General features: G+C 67.6%; 18 protein-coding genes. 7 read left to right on the forward strand and 11 right to left on the reverse strand.

What is annotated here, in order from left to right:
- Entirely contained in the window at positions 1-1602 is a 1602-nt protein-coding gene (locus A5733_RS23210; RefSeq protein ID WP_076241810.1) for a carboxylesterase/lipase family protein, read from the reverse strand.
- A gap of 107 nt (positions 1603-1709) precedes the next feature.
- On the opposite strand from A5733_RS23210, the gene A5733_RS23215 reads away from it, so the two are divergent.
- A complete protein-coding gene (locus A5733_RS23215; RefSeq protein ID WP_067765293.1) occupies positions 1710-2963 on the forward strand; it encodes a cytochrome P450 in 1254 nt (417 codons plus the stop codon).
- On the opposite strand, the gene A5733_RS23220 is transcribed toward A5733_RS23215, so the two are convergent.
- Entirely contained in the window at positions 2948-3595 is a 648-nt protein-coding gene (locus tag A5733_RS23220; protein ID WP_067765296.1) for a TetR/AcrR family transcriptional regulator, read from the reverse strand. The two genes, A5733_RS23215 and A5733_RS23220, sit on opposite strands and share 16 nt — an antisense overlap.
- Before the next feature lie 83 nt (positions 3596-3678).
- On the opposite strand from A5733_RS23220, the gene A5733_RS23225 reads away from it, so the two are divergent.
- Positions 3679-5319 carry an MFS transporter gene (locus A5733_RS23225; protein WP_076241811.1) on the forward strand — a complete coding sequence of 547 codons (1641 nt, stop codon included), beginning with the start codon at positions 3679-3681 and terminating at the stop codon, positions 5317-5319.
- Here A5733_RS23225 and mftG read toward each other — a convergent pair.
- The 7 genes from mftG to mftA all read right to left on the reverse strand — a co-directional run bounded on the left by mftG (position 5249) and on the right by mftA (position 11781).
- Positions 5249-6691, reverse strand: a complete 1443-nt coding sequence (gene mftG, locus A5733_RS23230; RefSeq protein WP_076241812.1) for a mycofactocin system GMC family oxidoreductase MftG — start codon at positions 6689-6691, stop codon at positions 5249-5251. The genes A5733_RS23225 and mftG overlap by 71 nt on opposite strands.
- A 6-nt stretch (positions 6692-6697) precedes the next feature.
- Positions 6698-8110: a mycofactocin biosynthesis glycosyltransferase MftF gene (gene mftF / locus A5733_RS23235; protein ID WP_076241813.1), complete on the reverse strand. Its 1413-nt coding sequence runs from the start codon at positions 8108-8110 to the stop codon at positions 6698-6700.
- On the reverse strand, positions 8107-8850 hold the full coding sequence (gene mftE / locus A5733_RS23240) for a mycofactocin biosynthesis peptidyl-dipeptidase MftE (RefSeq protein WP_076241814.1): 744 nt from the start codon (positions 8848-8850) through the stop codon (positions 8107-8109). The genes mftF and mftE overlap by 4 nt, the downstream gene beginning before the upstream one ends.
- 134 nt (positions 8851-8984) lie before the next feature.
- Positions 8985-10178: a pre-mycofactocin synthase MftD gene (gene mftD / locus A5733_RS23245; protein WP_067765308.1), complete on the reverse strand. Its 1194-nt coding sequence runs from the start codon at positions 10176-10178 to the stop codon at positions 8985-8987.
- A gap of 3 nt (positions 10179-10181) precedes the next feature.
- Positions 10182-11372 (reverse strand): mycofactocin radical SAM maturase, encoded by a 1191-nt coding sequence (gene mftC / locus A5733_RS23250; protein WP_076241815.1) that lies wholly within the window; start codon positions 11370-11372, stop codon positions 10182-10184.
- Positions 11369-11683: a mycofactocin biosynthesis chaperone MftB gene (gene mftB / locus A5733_RS23255; protein WP_076241816.1), complete on the reverse strand. Its 315-nt coding sequence runs from the start codon at positions 11681-11683 to the stop codon at positions 11369-11371. Before mftB ends, mftC begins: the two co-directional genes overlap by 4 nt.
- 2 nt (positions 11684-11685) lie before the next feature.
- Positions 11686-11781 carry a mycofactocin precursor MftA gene (mftA, locus tag A5733_RS23260; protein WP_076241817.1) on the reverse strand — a complete coding sequence of 32 codons (96 nt, stop codon included), beginning with the start codon at positions 11779-11781 and terminating at the stop codon, positions 11686-11688.
- 104 nt (positions 11782-11885) lie between these two features.
- Between mftA and mftR the strand changes: the two genes are divergently transcribed.
- The 3 genes from mftR to A5733_RS23275 are packed head-to-tail and all read left to right on the forward strand — an operon-like array spanning position 11886 to position 14362.
- Complete coding sequence (gene mftR, locus A5733_RS23265) at positions 11886-12494, forward strand: mycofactocin system transcriptional regulator (RefSeq protein ID WP_067765424.1); 609 nt, start codon at positions 11886-11888, stop codon at positions 12492-12494.
- A gap of 54 nt (positions 12495-12548) precedes the next feature.
- Complete coding sequence (locus A5733_RS23270) at positions 12549-13076, forward strand: RNA polymerase sigma factor (protein ID WP_067765317.1); 528 nt, start codon at positions 12549-12551, stop codon at positions 13074-13076.
- Positions 13073-14362, forward strand: coding sequence for a VOC family protein (locus A5733_RS23275; protein WP_076241818.1), 1290 nt, complete (start codon positions 13073-13075; stop codon positions 14360-14362). The genes A5733_RS23270 and A5733_RS23275 overlap by 4 nt, the downstream gene beginning before the upstream one ends.
- 151 nt (positions 14363-14513) lie before the next feature.
- Here the strand turns inward: A5733_RS23275 and A5733_RS23280 are convergent, their stop codons facing one another.
- Entirely contained in the window at positions 14514-15701 is a 1188-nt protein-coding gene (locus tag A5733_RS23280; protein WP_067765320.1) for an NAD(P)/FAD-dependent oxidoreductase, read from the reverse strand.
- Positions 15702-15766: 65 nt separating this feature from the next.
- Positions 15767-16228, reverse strand: coding sequence for an Lrp/AsnC family transcriptional regulator (locus tag A5733_RS23285; RefSeq protein WP_067765427.1), 462 nt, complete (start codon positions 16226-16228; stop codon positions 15767-15769).
- 113 nt (positions 16229-16341) lie between these two features.
- Here A5733_RS23285 and ddaH point away from each other — a divergent pair, with 113 nt between their 5' ends.
- The gene (gene ddaH, locus A5733_RS23290) at positions 16342-17208 is read left to right on the forward strand and encodes a dimethylargininase (RefSeq protein WP_083666403.1); all 867 of its coding nucleotides are present in this window, start codon (positions 16342-16344) and stop codon (positions 17206-17208) included.
- Entirely contained in the window at positions 17205-18443 is a 1239-nt protein-coding gene (gene rocD / locus A5733_RS23295; protein WP_076241820.1) for an ornithine--oxo-acid transaminase, read from the forward strand. Before ddaH ends, rocD begins: the two co-directional genes overlap by 4 nt.
- The last annotated feature ends 14 nt before the right edge of the window (positions 18444-18457 follow it).

The raw sequence follows: 18457 nt of genomic DNA on the forward strand, positions 1-18457 counted from the left end.
TCACTTCTCCTTCAACCCCGCCCAGAACGGGCATTGATGTTCCGACGGGTAGTCAGTGTCCACGTGGCTGCCGTCGGCCTGCAACGACATTCGTCCGCTGCCCACCTCTGGCCAATCCGGTTGACCTTCGACTGCCGGGTTGCCGTTACGCACGAAGGCGGCCCAGTAGTCGATCATCTGGTCTGAAAGTTGTTGCTGCGCCGGATTCATGGGCGGCGCCCCGCCGACGTCGAACAGGTAGCGCAGCTCCAGGGAGTGACTGGCCCCGACCGGGAACGGCAGCGTGCGCATCACCTCCGGCGCCGGTGCGGTGCGATCGTTGAACTCGTAGGCGTACACCGGACCGTCGCCGGCGAGCCCGGTGGCGATCCGATCCGACACACACGCAAACGCGCCATCGGTGACTGCCGCCGAATATGCCTGCGCCGCACCACCGTAACGCTCGATCGGATAGTGCGATCCGACCGCCGCCGCGTCCGGCCCGAACGTCTCGACCAGCAGCCGGGGATAGTCGGCCGCGGTGTAACGCTGCCCCTGCCTGAGGTATCGCAACGCCACGAAGAGCGTGAACTCGTCACGAGTGGTGCCGATCAGCACCGGCACCCGCTCGGCCCGGCCGGTGGCGAAGGCCGTCAGCGGCGCGCTGGGGATCGATGCCGACGCGGTGACCGGACCGGTCAGCTGGTCCCTGCCGATGTTGTAGTACCAGACGGGCGTCTGCAGCCGCCCGACCGGAAGCGCGCGCAGGCAGGCGGCCGCCGCGGCGGGATCCGGGCACCCCACCGCGGCCGCATAGTCCTGTGACCGACGGGCCGCCACGGCGAGATCGGCCTGGGCCTGACACGGTGCGCTCATCAGGATCGCGGCGTGGAACAAGCCCACCGATCCCGGTGACACGAGATGGTCACACACCGACATTCCACCCGCGGATTCACCGGCGACCGTGACCTTTTCGGGGTCGCCGCCGAAATCGGCGATGTTGTCCCGCACCCAGCGCAACGCCGCCTGCTGATCGGCCAACCCGTAGTTGCCGACGTCACCGCCAGGCCCCAGCGCCGGGTGCGCCAGGAACCCCAGCGCGCCCAACCGGTAGTTGATCGTCACCACCACGATGTCACCGCGCGCGGCGAGCCGTCCCGCGTCGTAGATGTCGCCGCTGCCGCCGATGAACGCTCCGCCGTGGATCCACACCATCACGGGGCGCTTCTCCTCCGAAACCGGCGGCGTCCAGACGTTCAGGCTCAGGCAGTCCTCGGCCGTGTTGGCGCCGTGTTCCGGGTCGGAATCGGGATCCTGAATGCACCGCGGGCCGGGGCGGGTGGCGTCGCGCTCCCCCGGCCATCCCGGCGCTGGAGCCGGCGGGGCGAATCGCAACGGACCAACCGGTGCGGCCGCGTACGGGATGCCGGCGAACAGCCGATGACCGGATGCCACTGTGCCGCGCAAGGTTCCGGCCGCGATCCGCACGAGCGCCGGATCCTGACTCTGCGGGTGACTCGATGCCGGTCCGGCCGGAACCGATTGGCCGTCACCGCGCGCACACCCTGCCAGCAGCGTCGCCAGCAGTGCCAGCAACACGACGACGCCACGCCCCGACCGCATGGCTGCGAGCGTACGGGGCGGATCGCGGCGAATCAGCCCTCTTGAGTGGCACCGATCACATAGGGTAAGAATTGACACCCGTCAAGAACGCGACCGGAGGAGACCGCATGAGCGCGCCGACGATGGATGAAGCCGCGAAGGTGCTGGCCGACCCGACGGCATACGCCGACGACGCACGCCTGCACGCCGCGCTGACCCACCTGCGCGCGAACAACCCGGTGGCCTGGGTGGATCAGCGGCCCTACCGGCCGTTCTGGGCGATCACCAAACACGCCGACATCATGGCCATCGAGCGGGACAACGAACTGTTCATCAGCGAGCCACGGCCGCTGCTGGCCACCGCGGCCGCCGACGATCTGGCCAAACAACAGCTGGAAGCGGGAATGGGTCTGCGCACCCTGATCCACATGGACGATCCGCACCACCGCAAGGTTCGCGCCATCGGCGCAGATTGGTTCCGGCCCAAGGCAATGCGTGCACTGAAGGTCCGGGTCGACGAGCTGGCCAAACGCTACGTCGACCAGATGCGCGACATCGGACCGGAGTGCGACTTCGTCACCGAGATCGCCGTGCACTTCCCGCTGTACGTCATCATGTCGCTCCTGGGCCTGCCCGAGGAGGACTACTCCCGGATGCACATGCTGACCCAGGAGATGTTCGGTGGTGACGACGACGAGTACAAGCGCGAGGGCGGCTCACTGCAGGACCAGCTCTCGGTGCTCCTCGACTTCTTCGCCTACTTCTCCACCCTGACCGCGGCGCGCCGCGCCAATCCGACCGAGGACCTGGCTTCGGCCATCGCCAACGGGACCATCGACGGTGAGCCCCTGTCGGATGTCGACACCGCGTCCTACTACGTCATCGTCGCCAGTGCCGGCCACGACACCACCAAGGACGCCATCTCCGGCGGGCTGCACGCCCTCATCGAAAACCCGGACCAGCTGGCCACATTGCAGGCCAATCCCGAGTTGATGGGCACCGCGGTGGAGGAGATGATCCGGTGGACAACACCGGTCAAGGAGTTCATGCGGACCGCCACGGCGGACACCACGGTGCGCGGGGTACCGATCGCCAAGGGTGAATCCGTCTATCTGGCCTATGTTTCCGGCAACCGCGACGAAGACGTGTTCGACAACCCGCACCGCTTCGACGTCAGCCGGGACCCCAACAAGCACCTGGCCTTCGGGTACGGGGTGCACTTCTGCCTGGGGGCCGCGCTGGCCCGGATGGAGATGAACAGCTTGTTCACCGAGCTGCTGGGCCGGCTGGAGTCGATCGAATTGGCCGGAAAGCCCGAGCTTTCGGCGACGACGTTCGTCGGCGGGCTCAAGCACCTGCCGGTTCGCTACTCGCTGCGCTGAGCCTGCTGAGCCTTCTCGGCCGCTGTCGGCCGGCGGTGGGTGGCCAGGAAGCCATCCACCGCGGCCCGTACGCAGGAGGTGTAGTCGAATTCGGTCAGCGTGCTCAGCTTGCCCAGCACGATCGGCCCCAACAGAAGTGCAGCGGCCTGCGTCCGATCCACCTCACCCAGTTCGGCGACGGCCTCAGGGCTGTCGAAGATCGCGTCGAACGGCAACGCGTAGTGTTCGGCCACCTGCTCCCGCAGGGTCCGCACCTCGGGGCTGTCGTCGGACCGCCAGGGCAGCTTCTCCATGTCCCCGCCCAGCGCCAGCCATGACATTGCGGTGACGCTGATCGGCGCCTCGGCGATCGAATCGGCCTGCGCCTGCACCAGGGCAATCAGCCGATCGCGCAGTGGGCCGTCCTCGGGCGGCATGGGCGCCACCGGCAGAAGCGCGCGAAATGCCGCCGCCAACAAGTCGTTTCCACTGGGAAAGTGCCGATACAACGTGGCCCGGGCCACGTTCGCGGCGCGCGTGACCGCGTCGACCGTGACCGCGCTCGGCCCGCCGGACCGCAGCAACGATGTCGCCGCCTCCAGGAGCCGGGCCCGGGAACGGGCCGGGCGCGGATCACCGCTTTCGGCCGCCATGCGTCATCACCTCCAGAAACCAGACTTACCGTCTTGCTACGAGACTGATAGTCTCAAAACTTCCCCCGACGTAGGAGCCGTGCATGTCGACCACCCTCGTCGAGTCCGGTCAGGATATCGACCCCGCGATGGCCGAACTGTCGATCCGGCGACGCTACTGGCTGTTGACGGTGGCGTGCATGGACGTCTCGATCGTCATCGCCTCGATGGTGGCCCTCAATGCCGCGCTGCCCGATATCGCCCGCCAGACCACGGCGACCCAGGCCCAACTCACGTGGGTCATCGACGGGTACACCCTGGCCCTGGCCTGCCTGCTCCTCCCGGCCGGCGCCATCGGCGACCGCTACGGCCGGCGCGGCGCGCTGTTGATCGGCCTGACGGTCTTCACCCTGGCCTCGGCCGCACCCCTGGTCTGGGACAGCCCCGTACAACTGATCGTGGCCCGGGCCATCGCCGGCGCCGGTGCCGCCTTCATCATGCCCGCCACCCTGTCCCTGCTCACCGCCGCCTTTCCGAAGTCCGAGCGCAACAAGGCAATTGGAATCTGGGCCGGCGTGGTCGGATCGGGGGCAGTTTTCGGTTTCCTGATCACCGGCGGGCTGCTGCATCTCTGGCCGTGGCAGTCCATCTTCGCCACCTTCGCCATCGCCGCGGTGGCCCTGTTCGCGCTGACCTGCACGGTGCCCTCCTCGCGCGACGAGACGTCCGCGCCCTTGGACTGGATCGGCGCGGTGTTGATCGGCGCCGCAGTGGCGGTGTTCGTGCTCGGCGTGGTCGAGGCGCCGGTGCGGGGCTGGACGCATCCCGCGGTGTGGGGCTGCCTGACGGCCGGTGTCGCGCTCGGTGCGGCGTTCACCGTGGCACAACTCAGGCATCCACACCCGCTGCTGGATGTCCGGCTGTTCGCCAAACCCGATTTCGCCACCGGCGCCGTCGGCGTGACGTTTCTGTTCTTCGCCAACTTCGGCTACTTCTTCGTCAGCATGCAGTACATCCAGCTGGTCATGGGCTACAGTCCGATCCAGACCGCATTCGCCCTGTGCCCGTTGATGATTCCGGTGCTGGCACTGGGGGCCACCACCCACCTGTACCTACCTCGGCTGGGTCTGCGAACATGCGTGTGCGCCGGCCTGCTGGTGATCGCGGTCGGCCTGCTGTGCATGCGATTGCTGGAGGTGGACTCAGGCTATCTCGACTACAGCTGGCCGTTGTTCATCATGAGCACGGGTATCGGATTGTGCACCGCACCAACCACATCGGCCATCATGGGCGCCGTACCGGATGAGAAGCAGGGAGTGGCCTCGGCGGTCAACGACACCGGCCGTGAAGTGGGCGCCGCACTGGGCATCGCGGTGGCCGGCTCGATCCTGGCCGCGCACTACCAGAACCAGCTCGCCGGAGCCCTCGACAGACTGCCCGACCTGCCCGCTGCACTGCGTGAACCGATCCTGGGTTCACTCGCCGAGGCTCTGGCCGTGGCGGGCCAACTCGGTCCGCAGGGGCCGGCGGTCGCCGAATTGGCCAAGCAGGCATTCCTGGAAGCAACCAACTCCGCGCTGCTGGTGATGGCCATCGTGTTGGGGGTGGCCGCGGTGTTCGTCGGGGTCTGGGCGCCGGGCGCCGACGGACGTCAGGCCGCGTTCGTCCGTCGGCTCAGAACGCGAGGAACTCCGCCGCCCGATGACCGATCATGGCAATGGTCGCGTGCGGGCCGCGGCTGGTGATGCTCGGCATGATCGACCCGTCCACCACCCACAGGTTCTCGACCCCCAGCACTCGGCAGGTGGGGTCGAGCACCGCGGCGGGCCCGGCTCCCATCGGCGCCGTCCCGGCCAGGTGTTGCGACGTCGACCACTGCGGCTCACCGACTTCGGCTGTGTGACAGACCAGTTCGCGCGCCAGCTCGGCGCCACGACGCAGCGCCTCGACATCCTCTGGCACTGTGTCGTAGCGGTGTTCGATGACCGGGGCCACCATCGGATCGGCCGAGACCAACCGCACGCGGCCGCGCGAGTGCGGGCGCATCAGCGCCACCCCGAGGTGCGGAAGCTCCGCGGGATCGTGCCCGGGGCCATGCACCATCGCCGAGAACCCGGCCGTGTACGGACGCACCTCGATGCCATCGGCCGTGGTGAGCACGGCCTCCAACGGTGGCAGGTCATGGGTGGGCGTCCAGGAGACGGGAAGCACCCACTCGGGGTGATCCACGGTATGCGTGCCGACCGGCAGGTCGACCACCACCGGCACACCCAGCCGCTCCAGTTCGGCTGCGGGTCCGACACCGGACAGCAACAACAGGTGAGCCGATCCGATTGCCCCGGAACACAACACGATCCGATCCGCGGTCAGGATGGAGTTGTTGTCGCAGCGCACCCCGACCGCACGGTTGGCCTGGAACTGCACCCGGTGGGCCCTGGTATCGGTCAGCAGCTTGAGGTTCGGCCGGTCCAACGCCGGTTGCAGATAGGCACCACCGGGGCCAACCCTGGTGCCACCGTTGATGTTCAGCGGCACTGCGCCCACACCGGCGGGCAGGGCCGCACCGGCATCCGAACCGTTCAGGTCATCGATCCAGCCGAACCCGGCCCGCTTGGCGGCATCGACGAAAGACGCTGTGCACCCGTCGAATTCACGTACCCGGCGAACGGTGATCGGACCACTGCCCCCGTGGAGGGCATTGTCGAAATCGACGTCGGTCTCGATCGCCCGGAAATGCGTCAGTACCTCGTCCCAGGACCAGCCAGGGACGGCCCAGGTGTCGAAGTCCGTGGGCAACCCCCGCCCGAAGTAGCCGCCGTTGACCGCCCCGGAACCGCCGACCACCGCCCCCCGGATGATCTCGGTGTGCCGAGGTGGCCGCTCGGTCAGCACCGACGCGTAGTGCCGCACCACCGAACTCGCCGCGCCGATCGGCAGGCGCAGGCCATCGGTGATCTGCGCTGCCACCCGCGGGTCGCTCGGTGCCGGGCCGGCCTCGACGACGGTGACGTTACATTCAGGATCGGCGGAAAGGCGTTCGGCCAGAATTGATCCGGCGCTGCCCGCACCGACGATCAGGACGTCCCGCCCGCGCGGAGGACGCGTTAGCCTCTGCAATTGGTCTTAGCTCCGCAGCTGCGGCTTGAGCGCACCCAGCTGGCGTTCCCGCATCACACCCGTCCACAGGCCGAGGCCATAGGCGATATCGTCGAGGCGCTTGAGCAGGATATGGGTCAGCAGACCGACGGGTTTGGTGTCGTCGTCGGCGTTGCCGCGCCGGGTCGCCCAGTCGACCACCCCGTCGAGCACCGCCGCCACCAGCACCGCATGCCTGGCCCTGCGGAACAGCAGGGCAGCGATCAGTGCCACCGGCCAGTAGTGCCGGCAGATCGCCGAGCACAGCTGCAGGGCCGAGGACCAGAGCCCGCGCGCGGTCACCGCGGCGACCTCGGTGGGTTCGGTGTCGACCGTGGACAGGGATCGGGCGATGCGCCGGCCGGTGAAGATCGCGAGCACCACCGAGCCCAGGTATCCGACACACGACCCCATTGCCAGCAGCAGCCAGACCATCAAGGTCCAGCCGGAGATCACCACCGGCGCGGTCTTTCCCGGATGCCGGACCGTCAGCGGCGCGGCGGACGTGCCATAGAAGGCCTTGCGGTGGAACCACTCTCGCAGATCGGTCCGGTGGTCGTGCGCCACCAGGGCGATCGGCTCATACCGCAGCCGGGCCCCGGACTCGACCAGCCGCCAGCACAGGTCGACGTCCTCGCCGGACTGCATGGTCTCGTCGAACCCACCCACCGCGGTCAGCGCGGACCGCCGGCAGATGATGGCCGCACTCGGCACATAAGACACCGGGCCGTAGGGCACCACCGGCGCCTCGCGCACCCCGAGGTCCAACGATGACCGCACCGCCTCGTACCGGGCCACCGCATTGTCGGCGGTGTGCAGGCCCACGATGCGGGGCGCCACGAGGGCCACGGCCGGATCGCAGAAGTGGCCGAGCAACGCCTCCAGCCAGCCGCGACGAGGTACCACATCGGAGTCCAGGAAAGCCACGAAATCGGTCTCACACGCGGCCAGGCCGGTGTTGCGGGCCGCCGCCGGGCCGTTGCTGGTCAGGTGCCGCAGCACCTGTACATCGCAGTGCATACCGGCGAACTCGGACTGCGCCACCGGGACCGCCGAACCGTCGTCGACGACGATCACCTTCAGCCCGCGCAACGCTGCGATCAACCGGTGCAGCCCGGATACGTTGTCACGCACCGGGATAATGACCGTGACGTCCCGATGTGACGGTCCGCTGGGCGGACGGGGGTGGGCCACCGTGGCGTCGAGCAAAGTCCGTGCCAATTGCGCGCTCTGCGCGTCATGGACTTCCAGCCGTCCGCCGTTGAGCATGGTCTGCGCCGTCGGCGCGAGCCGCAGCAGGCGCGTGGGCGACCCGCCCAGCAAGGCCGCGCCGGCCCCGAGCACCTTGACCCGGCGATCCACCTGCACGGCAAAACCGTCGGGCAGCCTCGGTCCGGTCATATCAGCAATCCATTCCGGTCCGGCTGCCACCGCCTCATCCGACCCACGCAGCCCTCGACCATCTCAGCAAAAATACGCCCTCCCTCGGCCGCGGTCGCGGTTGTCGGGTCACCGAGTATCCCGACTTCACTGACCGCGGCGATCCCCCCACTGCGCATCGCCGGCATGAGCTCCGCCAGCGGGGCGGTGTTCCCCGGGATCACGTCGTCGAGGACGACGAGACCGGGTGAAATATGTAGCAATACAGACGTTTCGGTATGCCCCGCATGCGCGTCGGCGTCGGCGGCGGCGCACGGGACCCAGCCGGCGTCGCGACCTTCCTCGCGCAGCTGCGGCACCGCAGCCGCCAGCGCCTCCACGTTGCCCCCGTGGCCGTTGACGAAAACCAGCCGACCGGCCCAGCTCGACGCCGAGCGCCCGTACTCCACCAGCAACGATCGCAGCGCGACGGTGCCGATCGAGACCGTGCCGGGGAACCCCTCGTGTTCGCCGGAGGCGCCGTAACAGACCGGCGGTGCGACCACCCAGTCACCCGTGGATGCGGCATCGAGACGCTGGACAACCGCGTCGGCGACGGCGGCGGCGATCCGCGTGTCGGTGTCCAAGGGCAGGTGCGGGCCATGTTGCTCGGTTGAGCCGATGGGGACGATCAACATTGGCGACATGCTGCGTAGCTGCCTCGACGTTGAGTTCCCGAGCCCGCTGGGGAAAGCCACGTGCCGATCGTAGGCCGAATTCACTTACTGTGCGCCAATTGTTGGAGCACGAGCAGCAATTGATTTGCCTCCGGTTTCCGCGGACCGGCCGCGAGCATCACGTACGTCTCTCCTGCCACCCCCGTCACGCTGCACCTCAGGGTGACGGTAAGGCCACCTCAGGCGTCGGCGCGGGGAACGCCCAGGGTCCGCAGGAAGCCCTCCGGAACGAGGATGTCATCCGGCGTCAGATCATGGATCGAGGACTTGCCCAGCCCGCGCAGCACCGAGTCGATGCCACCGGACAGGATGTCCAGCACATTCTCGACGCCCGCCTGGCCGTTGGCAGCCAGGCCCCACAGGTAGGCGCGACCGATCATCACCGCCCGGGCCCCGAGCGCCACGGCCTTGACGACGTCGCTGCCCCGCCGGATGCCACCGTCCAGCAAAACCTCCACCTGGTCGCCGACCGCCTCGGCGATGGCCGGCAGGCAACGGATCGCCGCCGGGGTGCCGTCGAGGTTGTTGCCGCCGTGATTGGACACCGTGATCGCCGAAACACCCGCATCAACAGCACGTTTGGCGTCGTCGACGCGCACCATGCCCTTCAGCAGGAACGGCGCGTCACCCCACTGCTCACGCAGCCAGGCGATGTCCTCCCAGGTCGGCGGCGGGGTGCCCATCCACTGCCCGTACGCCTCGAAGAACGGCGGCCCTGGCTCGCCACGCCGGCCCTGGTTGGGTACCCGCAGATCCGGTGGCCGCAGGTGTTTGCCGAAGCTCCACAGCCAGCGCGGCTTGGTGATCACCTCCGGCGACATCTTGATCATCGTCTTGAGGTCCATCTTTTCCGGGATCTTGGGGCTGCCCCAGTCCCGGCCGTGGCTGAAGCTCCAGTCGGTGGTGGCGATCAGGCCCTTGGCTCCGGCATCCTTCGCGCGCTGCACACGCTCGGCGATCTCGTCGCGAGACCCGAGCCAGTAGATCTGGAAGAAGATCTTGTCGTTGACGGCGGTGACTTCCTCCATCGGCTTGCTGGCAAAGGAGGACAGGCCCATCGCGGTACCACGGGCTGCCGCGGCCCGGGCCACCGCCACCTCACCGTCGGGGTCGACCGCCTGCACACCGGTGGGCGAAATGATGACGGGCATCGAAATGTCTTGCCCCATCACGGTTGTCGCCATCTCACGCTTCTCGGTGGCACCCACCACGTGCGGTGCGAAGCCGAGCTCGGCGAACGCCTCCACGTTGTCGGAGACCGTCACGCCCTTCTCACTGGCAGAGATCAGCGACGAGTATGCGGACTTGGGGAGCCGCTTCTTGGCCCGTTGCTGGGCGATGGCGACGGTCTCGAACCAGGTATCACGAGCCATGGGTTACACCGGACTTTCGTTACAGATGCGGGCGGGCGGCTTGGTCAGCAGTTTGAGCGCCACCGGGCCCTGTTTGGTGCCACGCGAATGATCACCGCTGGGCTTGGGCTTGGTGCGTTCCTGTGCGAGCGCCGGTTCGCCCCAGCCCTCGACGCACTCGGGATCCGGGCCGTCCATCGGCAGACCGGTGAAGAACTTGGCCGCCATGCAGCCGCCGCGGCAGGCGTCGTAGTGCCCGCAGCCGCTGCAAGCGCCCGCCGACTGCGGCTCGCGCAGCTCACGGAACAGCGGCGAATTCTGCCAGACGTTCTGGAAGCCCGACCCGAATCCGGTGTCTTCCAAGATGTTTCCGGCCAGGAACTTGTCATGGATGGCGAACGGGCAGGCATACACGTCGCCCACCGGATCGATCAGGCACACCACCCGGCCGGCGCCGCACAGGTTCAACCCGGCCAGCGCGCCGGGCTCGCCGAGCCCCGACAGGTGGAAGAACGAGTCTCCGGTCAGCACCCGCTCGCCGTGGGAGACCAGCCAGTTGTAGAGCTGGCGCTGCTGGTCGGCCGTGGGGTGCAGTTCGTCCCAGACGTCGGCACCGCGGCCGGAGGGACGTAGCCGGGTGATCCGCAGCGTGGCACCGTAACGGTCGGCCAGCGCCTTGAACTCGTCGAGCTGGTCGACGTTGTGCCGCGTTACCACGACGGAGATCTTGGCGTCGGAAAAGCCTGCGGCAGCGAGGTTTTCCAGCGCGCGCACGGCCATGTCGAACGAACCCTTGCCGCGCACGGCATCGTTGACCTCGGCGTTGGCGCCGTCCAGCGAGATCTGCACGTCGACGTAGTCGCTGGCCGCCAGCTTCGCGGCGACCTCGGGCGTGATGCGCACACCGTTGGTGGAGAACTTGACCCCGACGTGATGCTCGGTCGCATAGTCGACGAGTTCCCAGAAGTCCGGGCGCACAGTCGGTTCGCCGCCACCGATGTTCACGTAGAACACCTGCATGCGTTCCAGCTCGTCGATGATGTCCTTGCACTGCCTCGTCGACAGCTCGCGCGGGTCGCGCTTGCCCGAGGAGGACAGGCAGTGCACGCAGGCCAGGTTGCAGGCGTAGGTGAGCTCCCAGGTGAGGCAGATCGGGGCGTCGAGCCCGCTCTCGAATTGATCGACGAGCCTGGGCACAGGGGCAACTGAAGTCATTGTGAGTTCCCGGGGATGAGCATCTTCGAGGACACCAGCACGCTCAGCGCATGCAGGTAGGGGCCTTGGTCGGAGTCCGAGATTCCGGCCGCGCGGCACGCGGACCGGGCGTCGGGGTGGTCAGCCAGAGAGTTGACCACCTCGACGACCGTCCGGTTCTTCAGAAACGACAGCTTGCGGGTTCCGAAGTGATACAGCAGGGCGCCGAACGGTTCTGGCCGCACCGCCACCTGATGGTGCAATCGCCAGCTGACATCCGGGTCGAAGACGACGCCAGTGCGCCCAGCCGTTTCGGCGACCTGTGTGGACACCGTCAGTAAACCCCGCACATACCGTCGATCGAGACCTCTTCGACGAGCGTCTCGGTGACGAGTTGGGTTTCGGTTTCCGTCTGCGGGTTCTGATCCATGAGTCGCACCTTTCTTTCGGCTGTTCCGGTAACTGTGGGTCTCGACATTTGTGACCTGAGTCGCAAGAATATGGCATCGAGTGCACAAATGGAAGGGCGGTTTCATGCGGCAGGCATCCGGACCCCGGGTCGGTCGGCGTCCGTCCACCACACAGGACCACATCACCGACGTCGCGCTGGCCCTGTTCGCCACCCGCGGCTTCGATGAGGTCAGCGTCGACGACGTGGCCAAAGCCGCCGGCATCGCGCGCCGCACGCTGTTCCGCTACTACGCCTCCAAGAACGCCATCCCCTGGGGCGACTTCGACGCTCACCTGCAACACCTACGTGAGCTGCTGGCCGCGCTCAGCACCGACACACCGCTGGCCGACGCACTGCGCGAGGCGCTGCTGTCCTTCAACACCTACGACGCACAGGAGATGGCCCAACACCGTCTTCGTATGCGCGTGATCCTGGAAACCGCTGGGCTACAGGCATATTCGATGACGATGTATGCCGGCTGGCGGGAGGTCATCGCCACCTTCGTGGCACAGCGGATCGGCGCCGACCCCGGTGACCTGATGCCGCAGACCGTGGGATGGCTGATGCTCGGAGTCGCGCTGTCGGCCTATGAGCACTGGCTCGCCGATGAGTCGGTGTCTCTGGCCCACGCCATCGGCCAGGCCTTCGAAGTGGCCAGGCCCGGCCTGGAGGCGCTCGGCGACCGCCGCTGAAAAAACTTTCCCAGGGGGTGTCGGAGATCGGCGTCCCGCGGCGACGATAAGGGTGTGAGCGCCGAAACAGACGCTCCGCGGAAGCTACTGGCGCTGTATGACGAGGCGCTACCGGCGGTGTACGGCTACTTCGTCCGCCGCTGTGGTGACCGCGGAACCGCCGAGGACCTGACGTCGGAGACGTTCCTGGCCGCCATGGACGCGGCCCGCAAACCATCCCCGCCGCAGCTCTCGGTGCCCTGGCTGATCGGGGTGGCCCGGCACAAACTCGCCGACCACTACCGGCGCCGACACGACCGGTTCAGCGTGCCGGTGGCCGAACTGCCCGAACCGGTCGACCCGGTCGACGACTGGGATGGCGAGCTGGATCGCATTGTCGCCGAGGCAGTCCTGGCTCGCTTACCCGAACACCACCGGACGGTGCTCGCCCTGCGGTACCTCGACGACTGCACTGTGGCTGAATGCGCCGAGTTGATCGGCCGCACCGTCCACGCCACCGAAGCCCTGCTGGTGCGGGCCCGACGCGCCTTCAGGTCTCAATACCCATTCCAGAACCCGGCGCAGGAGGGAGGGACGTCGTGAACAACAGCCACGATCCGCTGACCGTGCTGAGCGGTGCGGACCACCCGGTCTCCCCCGACCCGGCGTTCGCGGCCCGACTACGGGCGCGGCTGGAATCGGCCCTCACCCTTCCCGACCACACCGAAGGAGTCGACATGAGCGGAACCGACACTGCGATCGCCGAACTGAACGAATCGACCGACAGCCCGCCGGCCCCACGCTCGGCAGTGATCCCCTATCTGGCAGCCCACGACGCCCGAGCGGCCATCGCCTGGTACGTCGACGTGTTCGACGCCGAATCCGTTGGCGAACCCGTCGTGATGGAGGACGGCCGGATCGGGCACGCCGAGCTTGCGATCGCCGGTGGAGTTTTCTACCTGGCCGACGAGTTTCCCGAGCTGGGGTTGAAGGCGCCTCGCCCACAAGAGAATTCGGTGAGCCTGATGCTGCACGTGGCCAGCACCGACGACGTGCTGCAGCGGGCCCGGACCCACGGGGCCCAGGTGCAGCGCGAGCCGTATGAGAACTACGGCACCCGCGCCGCCACCATCGTCGACCCGTCCGGGCACCGCTGGATGCTCTCGGGGCCGGTGACCGGTACCAGTGCCCGCACCGAGGTGATCCAGCACGGCGACGTCGGTTACGTCTCGGTTTGGGCCCCGGATATCGAGCGTGCCGCCCGGTTCTACGGCCAGGTGCTGGGCTGGGCCTTCGATCCGGCCACGCGCCAGGTCACCAACACCGAGCAACACATCGGCATCTTCGACGCCGACGGCCCGCCCACGCTGTTCTGCTGCTACGCGGTGGCTGATCTGGACGAGGCACAGCGGGCGATCACCGCCGCCGGCGGCACCGTGGGCGAGCCGCAGGTGCGGGAGTTCGGCACGGTGCTCGACGCGACCGACCCGGCGGGTACCGCGTTCGCGGTGTTCCAGCCGGCCACCGCGGTCCCCCGACCTGAACTCAATGGGGCTGGGCCGGGCGAACTTTCGTACCTCACCTATGAGGTTCCCGATTCGGCGGCATTCAAGGAGTTCTACGGCCAGGTGCTGTCGTGGAGCTTCGAGCCGGGGCGCGTCGACGACGGCTGGGCTGTTCAGGGCAGCCAGCCCATGTCGGGTATGGCCGGCGGTGCGGCCCGGTCCACCGCTGTGCCGATGTGGACGGTCGCCGATATCGATGCCGCGGTCGACCGGGTCCGCGAGGCCGGTGGCACCGTGCTGCAGGAGCCGTCACGACAGCCCTACGGGTTGATGGCCGAGTGCACCGACGACCAGGGATCGCGGTTCTACCTCGGCCAGTTCTGAGCGGTACCTTCTCCCCGCGAGCTCTCCGCGAGCAGACAGAAACCCGTACCTTTTCACGCGAAAAGGTACGGGTTTGCGTCTGTTCGGCAGGAAGTGTTCGGCAGGAAGTGTTGGGCAGGAAGTGTTCGGCAGGAAGTGTTGGGCAGGAAAGTCAGCCCAAGACGTCGGAGATGGGGGCGCCGGCGGCGATCTTGCCGCGAGCCTTCATCACCTTTCCGGGCATGCCGCCGCCGACCACGCCGACCACCACGCCGTCGCGCTCGTAGAAGGCCAGGAACTTGCGGCCGTCGTCCTCCACCACGTGCACGACGTCGTCGGCCACGGGCTCGCCCAGGCACTGGATCTTGACGTCGTACTGATCGCTCCAGAAGTACGGCACCGAGACCACCGGCGAGGCTTCCTGGCCCAGCATGGCCGGCACCATGGCCCGCGCCTGATCGGCGACATTGCTCCAATGTTCAACGCGCACTTGGCCGCCCACGTGATCCCGCCAGGACGCCACATCGCCGATGGCCCACACGTTCGGGGCGCTGGAGCGGCCCAGGTCATCGCAGACCACGCCGTTGTCCAGCTCGATACCGCTGCCCTCGAGCCAGTCGACCGCGGGATGCGACCCGATGCCCACCACCACCAGATCGGCGTCGACCTCGGTTCCGTCGCCCAGCACCACCTGTTCGACCTTGTCGGTACCGCGGACCTCGGTGACGCCGACACCGCAGCGCACGTCGACCCCCTCGGCCTCGTGCAGCCGGGTCACCAACGCACCGATCTTCTCGCCCAGCACAGAAGCCAGCGGCGTCGGCTGGGGCTCCACCAGCACCACCTCGACACCGAGCTTGCGCAGGCTCGCAGCCACCTCGCAGCCGATGAAGCCGGCCCCGACCACGACGGCGCGCCGAGACTTTCCGGCATCCGCACGCAGGGCCATGCTCTCGTCGTAGGACCGCAACACGTGGATCCCGGCCAGGTCGCCGAAGGACCGGATGCGCTTGGGCACCAGCCCGGTGGCGATGATGAGCTCGTCGTAGGCCACCTCGGTGCCGTCGGCCAGCGTCAACTTCTTGGCGGCGGTGTCCACTGACCGCGCCGCCGATCCGAGCCTCAACGTGATGTTGTTCTCGGCGTAGAACTCGGCCGGCTTGAGCGTGACGTCGTCGGTCTCGGCGCGCAGCACTTCCTTGGACAGCGGCGGCCGGTCGTAGGGCAGATGGTCCTCGTCACTGACGATCGTGACGGGCCCGGTGAACTCCGAACGGCGCAGCTGTTCGGCCGTCCGGGCGGCAGCCAGACCACCGCCGACGATGACGATGCCCGCCGCGGATCCCGTTGATGTAGTCACGTGGGGTTTTTACACGATCGCGGTTGAGCGTTGTGCGCCACCCTGCGTTTGTGCAGGCCATCCGCTCACGTCACGTCCGCGTCAGGCAGCCTGCGGTCGATGAGGTTGGACAGCACCACGATGCTCTCGCTGCGCTCGATGCGGGCGGTGGTGCGGATCCGTTCCAGCGCTTCCTCGAGGTGACGCATGTCGCGAGCCAGTACGTGGAGGATGGCGTCGGCGGTGCCGGTCACCGTTGCCGCGCTCACCACCTCGGGAATGTCGATCCAGGCCGCGCGCAATTGGTCCGGGGCAATGGTGCCCTGGCAGAACACCTGCACGTACGCCTCGGTGCGCCAGCCGAGGACGTTACGGTCGACGACGGTGGTGAAGCCGCGGATCACCCCGTCGGCGACCATGCGATCGACCCGCCGTTTCACCGCGGGCGCCGACAGATTCACCCGTTGGCCGATCTCGGCGAATGTCGCCCTGGCGTGCTCGGCGAGTTCGGCCAGGATTCGTTCGTCTGTGTCATCCAGCCGCTCCACGACCACCTCCACGCAACGAATGTTCGTGATAGCGAGTTTGACGCAAGATATCCCTGCAGTACAAGCAACAAGATGCGATTGATTGCGTCAGAGGTCGCTCATATCGTCGATTCATGACGATTTCGGGTGAACTCGTGAACCCCGCCGTATCCGAAACCGCCCGCCCGGCCTCGCACCCACGCACCGCGACGCCCCGCCGCTACGCCATGACCCCGCCGCGGCACTTCACCGTCGAGTACGCGATCAATCCGTGGATGGATGTCACCGTCCCCGTGGACACCGCACTTGCGCTTGCCCAATGGGAGACGTTGCGGCAGGCCTATACCGATCTCGGCCACACCGTCGAACTCGTCACGCCCCGCCCCGGTCTGCCCGACATGGTCTACGCCGCCAACGCCGGCTTCCTGATCGGCGACACCGCGGTGGTGGCCCGCTTCGCGTTTCCGCAGCGCACCGGCGAAGCCGAGGCGTACGCCGAGTGGATGGCTTCGCACGGCTACCGGTCGAGGTACACCGAGCACGTCAACGAGGGCCAGGGCGATCTGCTTCTTGCCGGGTCGAATCTGTTGGCCGGATACGGATTTCGCACCGACCGACGTGCCCACGACGAGATTGCGAGCCTCACCGGCCTACCCGTCACGAGCCTCGAGCTCGTCGACCCGCGGTTCTATCACCTCGACACCGCCCTGACCGTGCTCGACGACTCGACGATCGCCTACTATCCACCGGCCTTCAGCGCCGCCGCGCGCCAAACGCTGCGCGAATTGTTCAGCGACACCATCGAAGTGGGTTCGGCCGACGCTTATGTGCTTGGCCTCAACGGGGTGTCGGACGGGCGGCACGTGGTGCTGCCCGCATCCGCCACCGGGTTGGCCAATCAACTGCGCCACGCCGGGTTCGAGCCGATCGGCGTCGATCTGTCCGAGCTTCTCAAAGGCGGCGGCTCGGTCAAATGCTGCACCTTGGAGCTGCATCCATGACCGCCCTCGACCACGTGCAGCCGGCCACCACGACCGCCTCGGCGATCGAACTCGACAACCGCCATGTCGCACACAACTATTCACCGCTGCCGGTGGTCGCGGTCGAGGCCGAGGGAGCCTGGATCACCGATGTGACCGGCCGCCGCTACCTGGATTGTCTGGCCGCGTATTCGGCGGTGAACTTCGGCCACCGCAACGCCGAGATCATGGCCGCCGCGCACGCCCAGCTCGACCGGCTCACCCTCGTCAGCCGCGCCTTCCACTCCGAGGCACTCGGCCCGTTCGCCGAGGCACTGGCCGGGCTGTGCGGCAAGGACGTGGTGTTGCCGATGAACACCGGTGCCGAGGCCGTGGAGAGCGGCATCAAGGTGGCCCGTAAGTGGGGCACCGACGTCAAAGGGGTGCCGGCCGGCGCTGCCAACATCGTCGTGGCACACAACAACTTCCACGGGCGAACCACGACGATCATCAGTTTTTCCGATGACGACACCGCGCGCCGCGGTTTCGGCCCGTACACCCCGGGGTTCCGCTCCGTGCCCTTCGGAGACCATCGGGCAACCGAAGATGCGATCGACACGAACACCGTGGCGGTGTTGATCGAACCCATCCAGGGCGAGGCCGGCGTCATCGTCCCACCCGGCGACTTCCTGCCCCGGGTCCGGGAGATCTGCACCAGGAGCAACGTGCTGATGATCGCCGACGAAATTCAGTCCGGGCTGGCCCGCACCGGCCGGACGTTCGCCTGTGACCACTGGGACGTGGCCCCCGACGTGTACCTGCTCGGCAAGGCCCTGGGCGGTGGCGTGGTCCCGCTGTCTGCCGTGGTCGCCGATCGCGACGTACTGGACGTGCTGCATCCCGGCGAGCACGGCTCCACCTTCGGCGGCAACCCGCTGGCCGCGACGATCGGCACCACTGTGGTGGGGATTCTGCGCCGTGGCGAGTTCCAGCGTCGCTCAGCCGAACTCGGCGAGCGGCTGCACGAGCGCCTGAGACAACTCGTCGGCCACGGTGTCGATGCCGTGCGCGGTATGGGACTGTGGGCCGGCGTGGACATCGATCCGGTTCTCGGCACCGGCAAGCAGTTCGGCCTGGCGCTGGCCGAACGCGGTGTGCTGGTCAAGGACACTCACGGCTCGACCTTGCGGTTCGCGCCGCCCCTGGTGGTGACCGCCGACGAGCTCGACTGGGCCGTTGACCAATTCGCCGACACCTTGGCCGAGGCGCGCCGATAATCGGTTGATCGGCG

It is taken from the genome of Mycobacterium sp. NS-7484 (assembly GCF_001953975.1).
GTDB lineage: Bacteria > Actinomycetota > Actinomycetes > Mycobacteriales > Mycobacteriaceae > Mycobacterium.

Coding starts and splice junctions, on each gene's coding strand:
- mftF (WP_076241813.1), bottom strand. CDS start 8,110: ATGACCGGACCGAGGCTGCCCGACGGTTTTGCCGTGCAGGTGGATCGC.
- A5733_RS23225 (WP_076241811.1), top strand. CDS start 3,679: ATGTCGACCACCCTCGTCGAGTCCGGTCAGGATATCGACCCCGCGATG.
- A5733_RS23210 (WP_076241810.1), bottom strand. CDS start 1,602: ATGCGGTCGGGGCGTGGCGTCGTCGTGTTGCTGGCACTGCTGGCGACG.
- mftC (WP_076241815.1), bottom strand. CDS start 11,372: ATGACTTCAGTTGCCCCTGTGCCCAGGCTCGTCGATCAATTCGAGAGC.
- rocD (WP_076241820.1), top strand. CDS start 17,205: ATGACCGCCCTCGACCACGTGCAGCCGGCCACCACGACCGCCTCGGCG.
- mftA (WP_076241817.1), bottom strand. CDS start 11,781: ATGGATCAGAACCCGCAGACGGAAACCGAAACCCAACTCGTCACCGAG.
- A5733_RS23220 (WP_067765296.1), bottom strand. CDS start 3,595: ATGGCGGCCGAAAGCGGTGATCCGCGCCCGGCCCGTTCCCGGGCCCGG.
- ddaH (WP_083666403.1), top strand. CDS start 16,342: ATGACGATTTCGGGTGAACTCGTGAACCCCGCCGTATCCGAAACCGCC.
- mftD (WP_067765308.1), bottom strand. CDS start 10,178: ATGGCTCGTGATACCTGGTTCGAGACCGTCGCCATCGCCCAGCAACGG.
- mftR (WP_067765424.1), top strand. CDS start 11,886: ATGCGGCAGGCATCCGGACCCCGGGTCGGTCGGCGTCCGTCCACCACA.
- A5733_RS23215 (WP_067765293.1), top strand. CDS start 1,710: ATGAGCGCGCCGACGATGGATGAAGCCGCGAAGGTGCTGGCCGACCCG.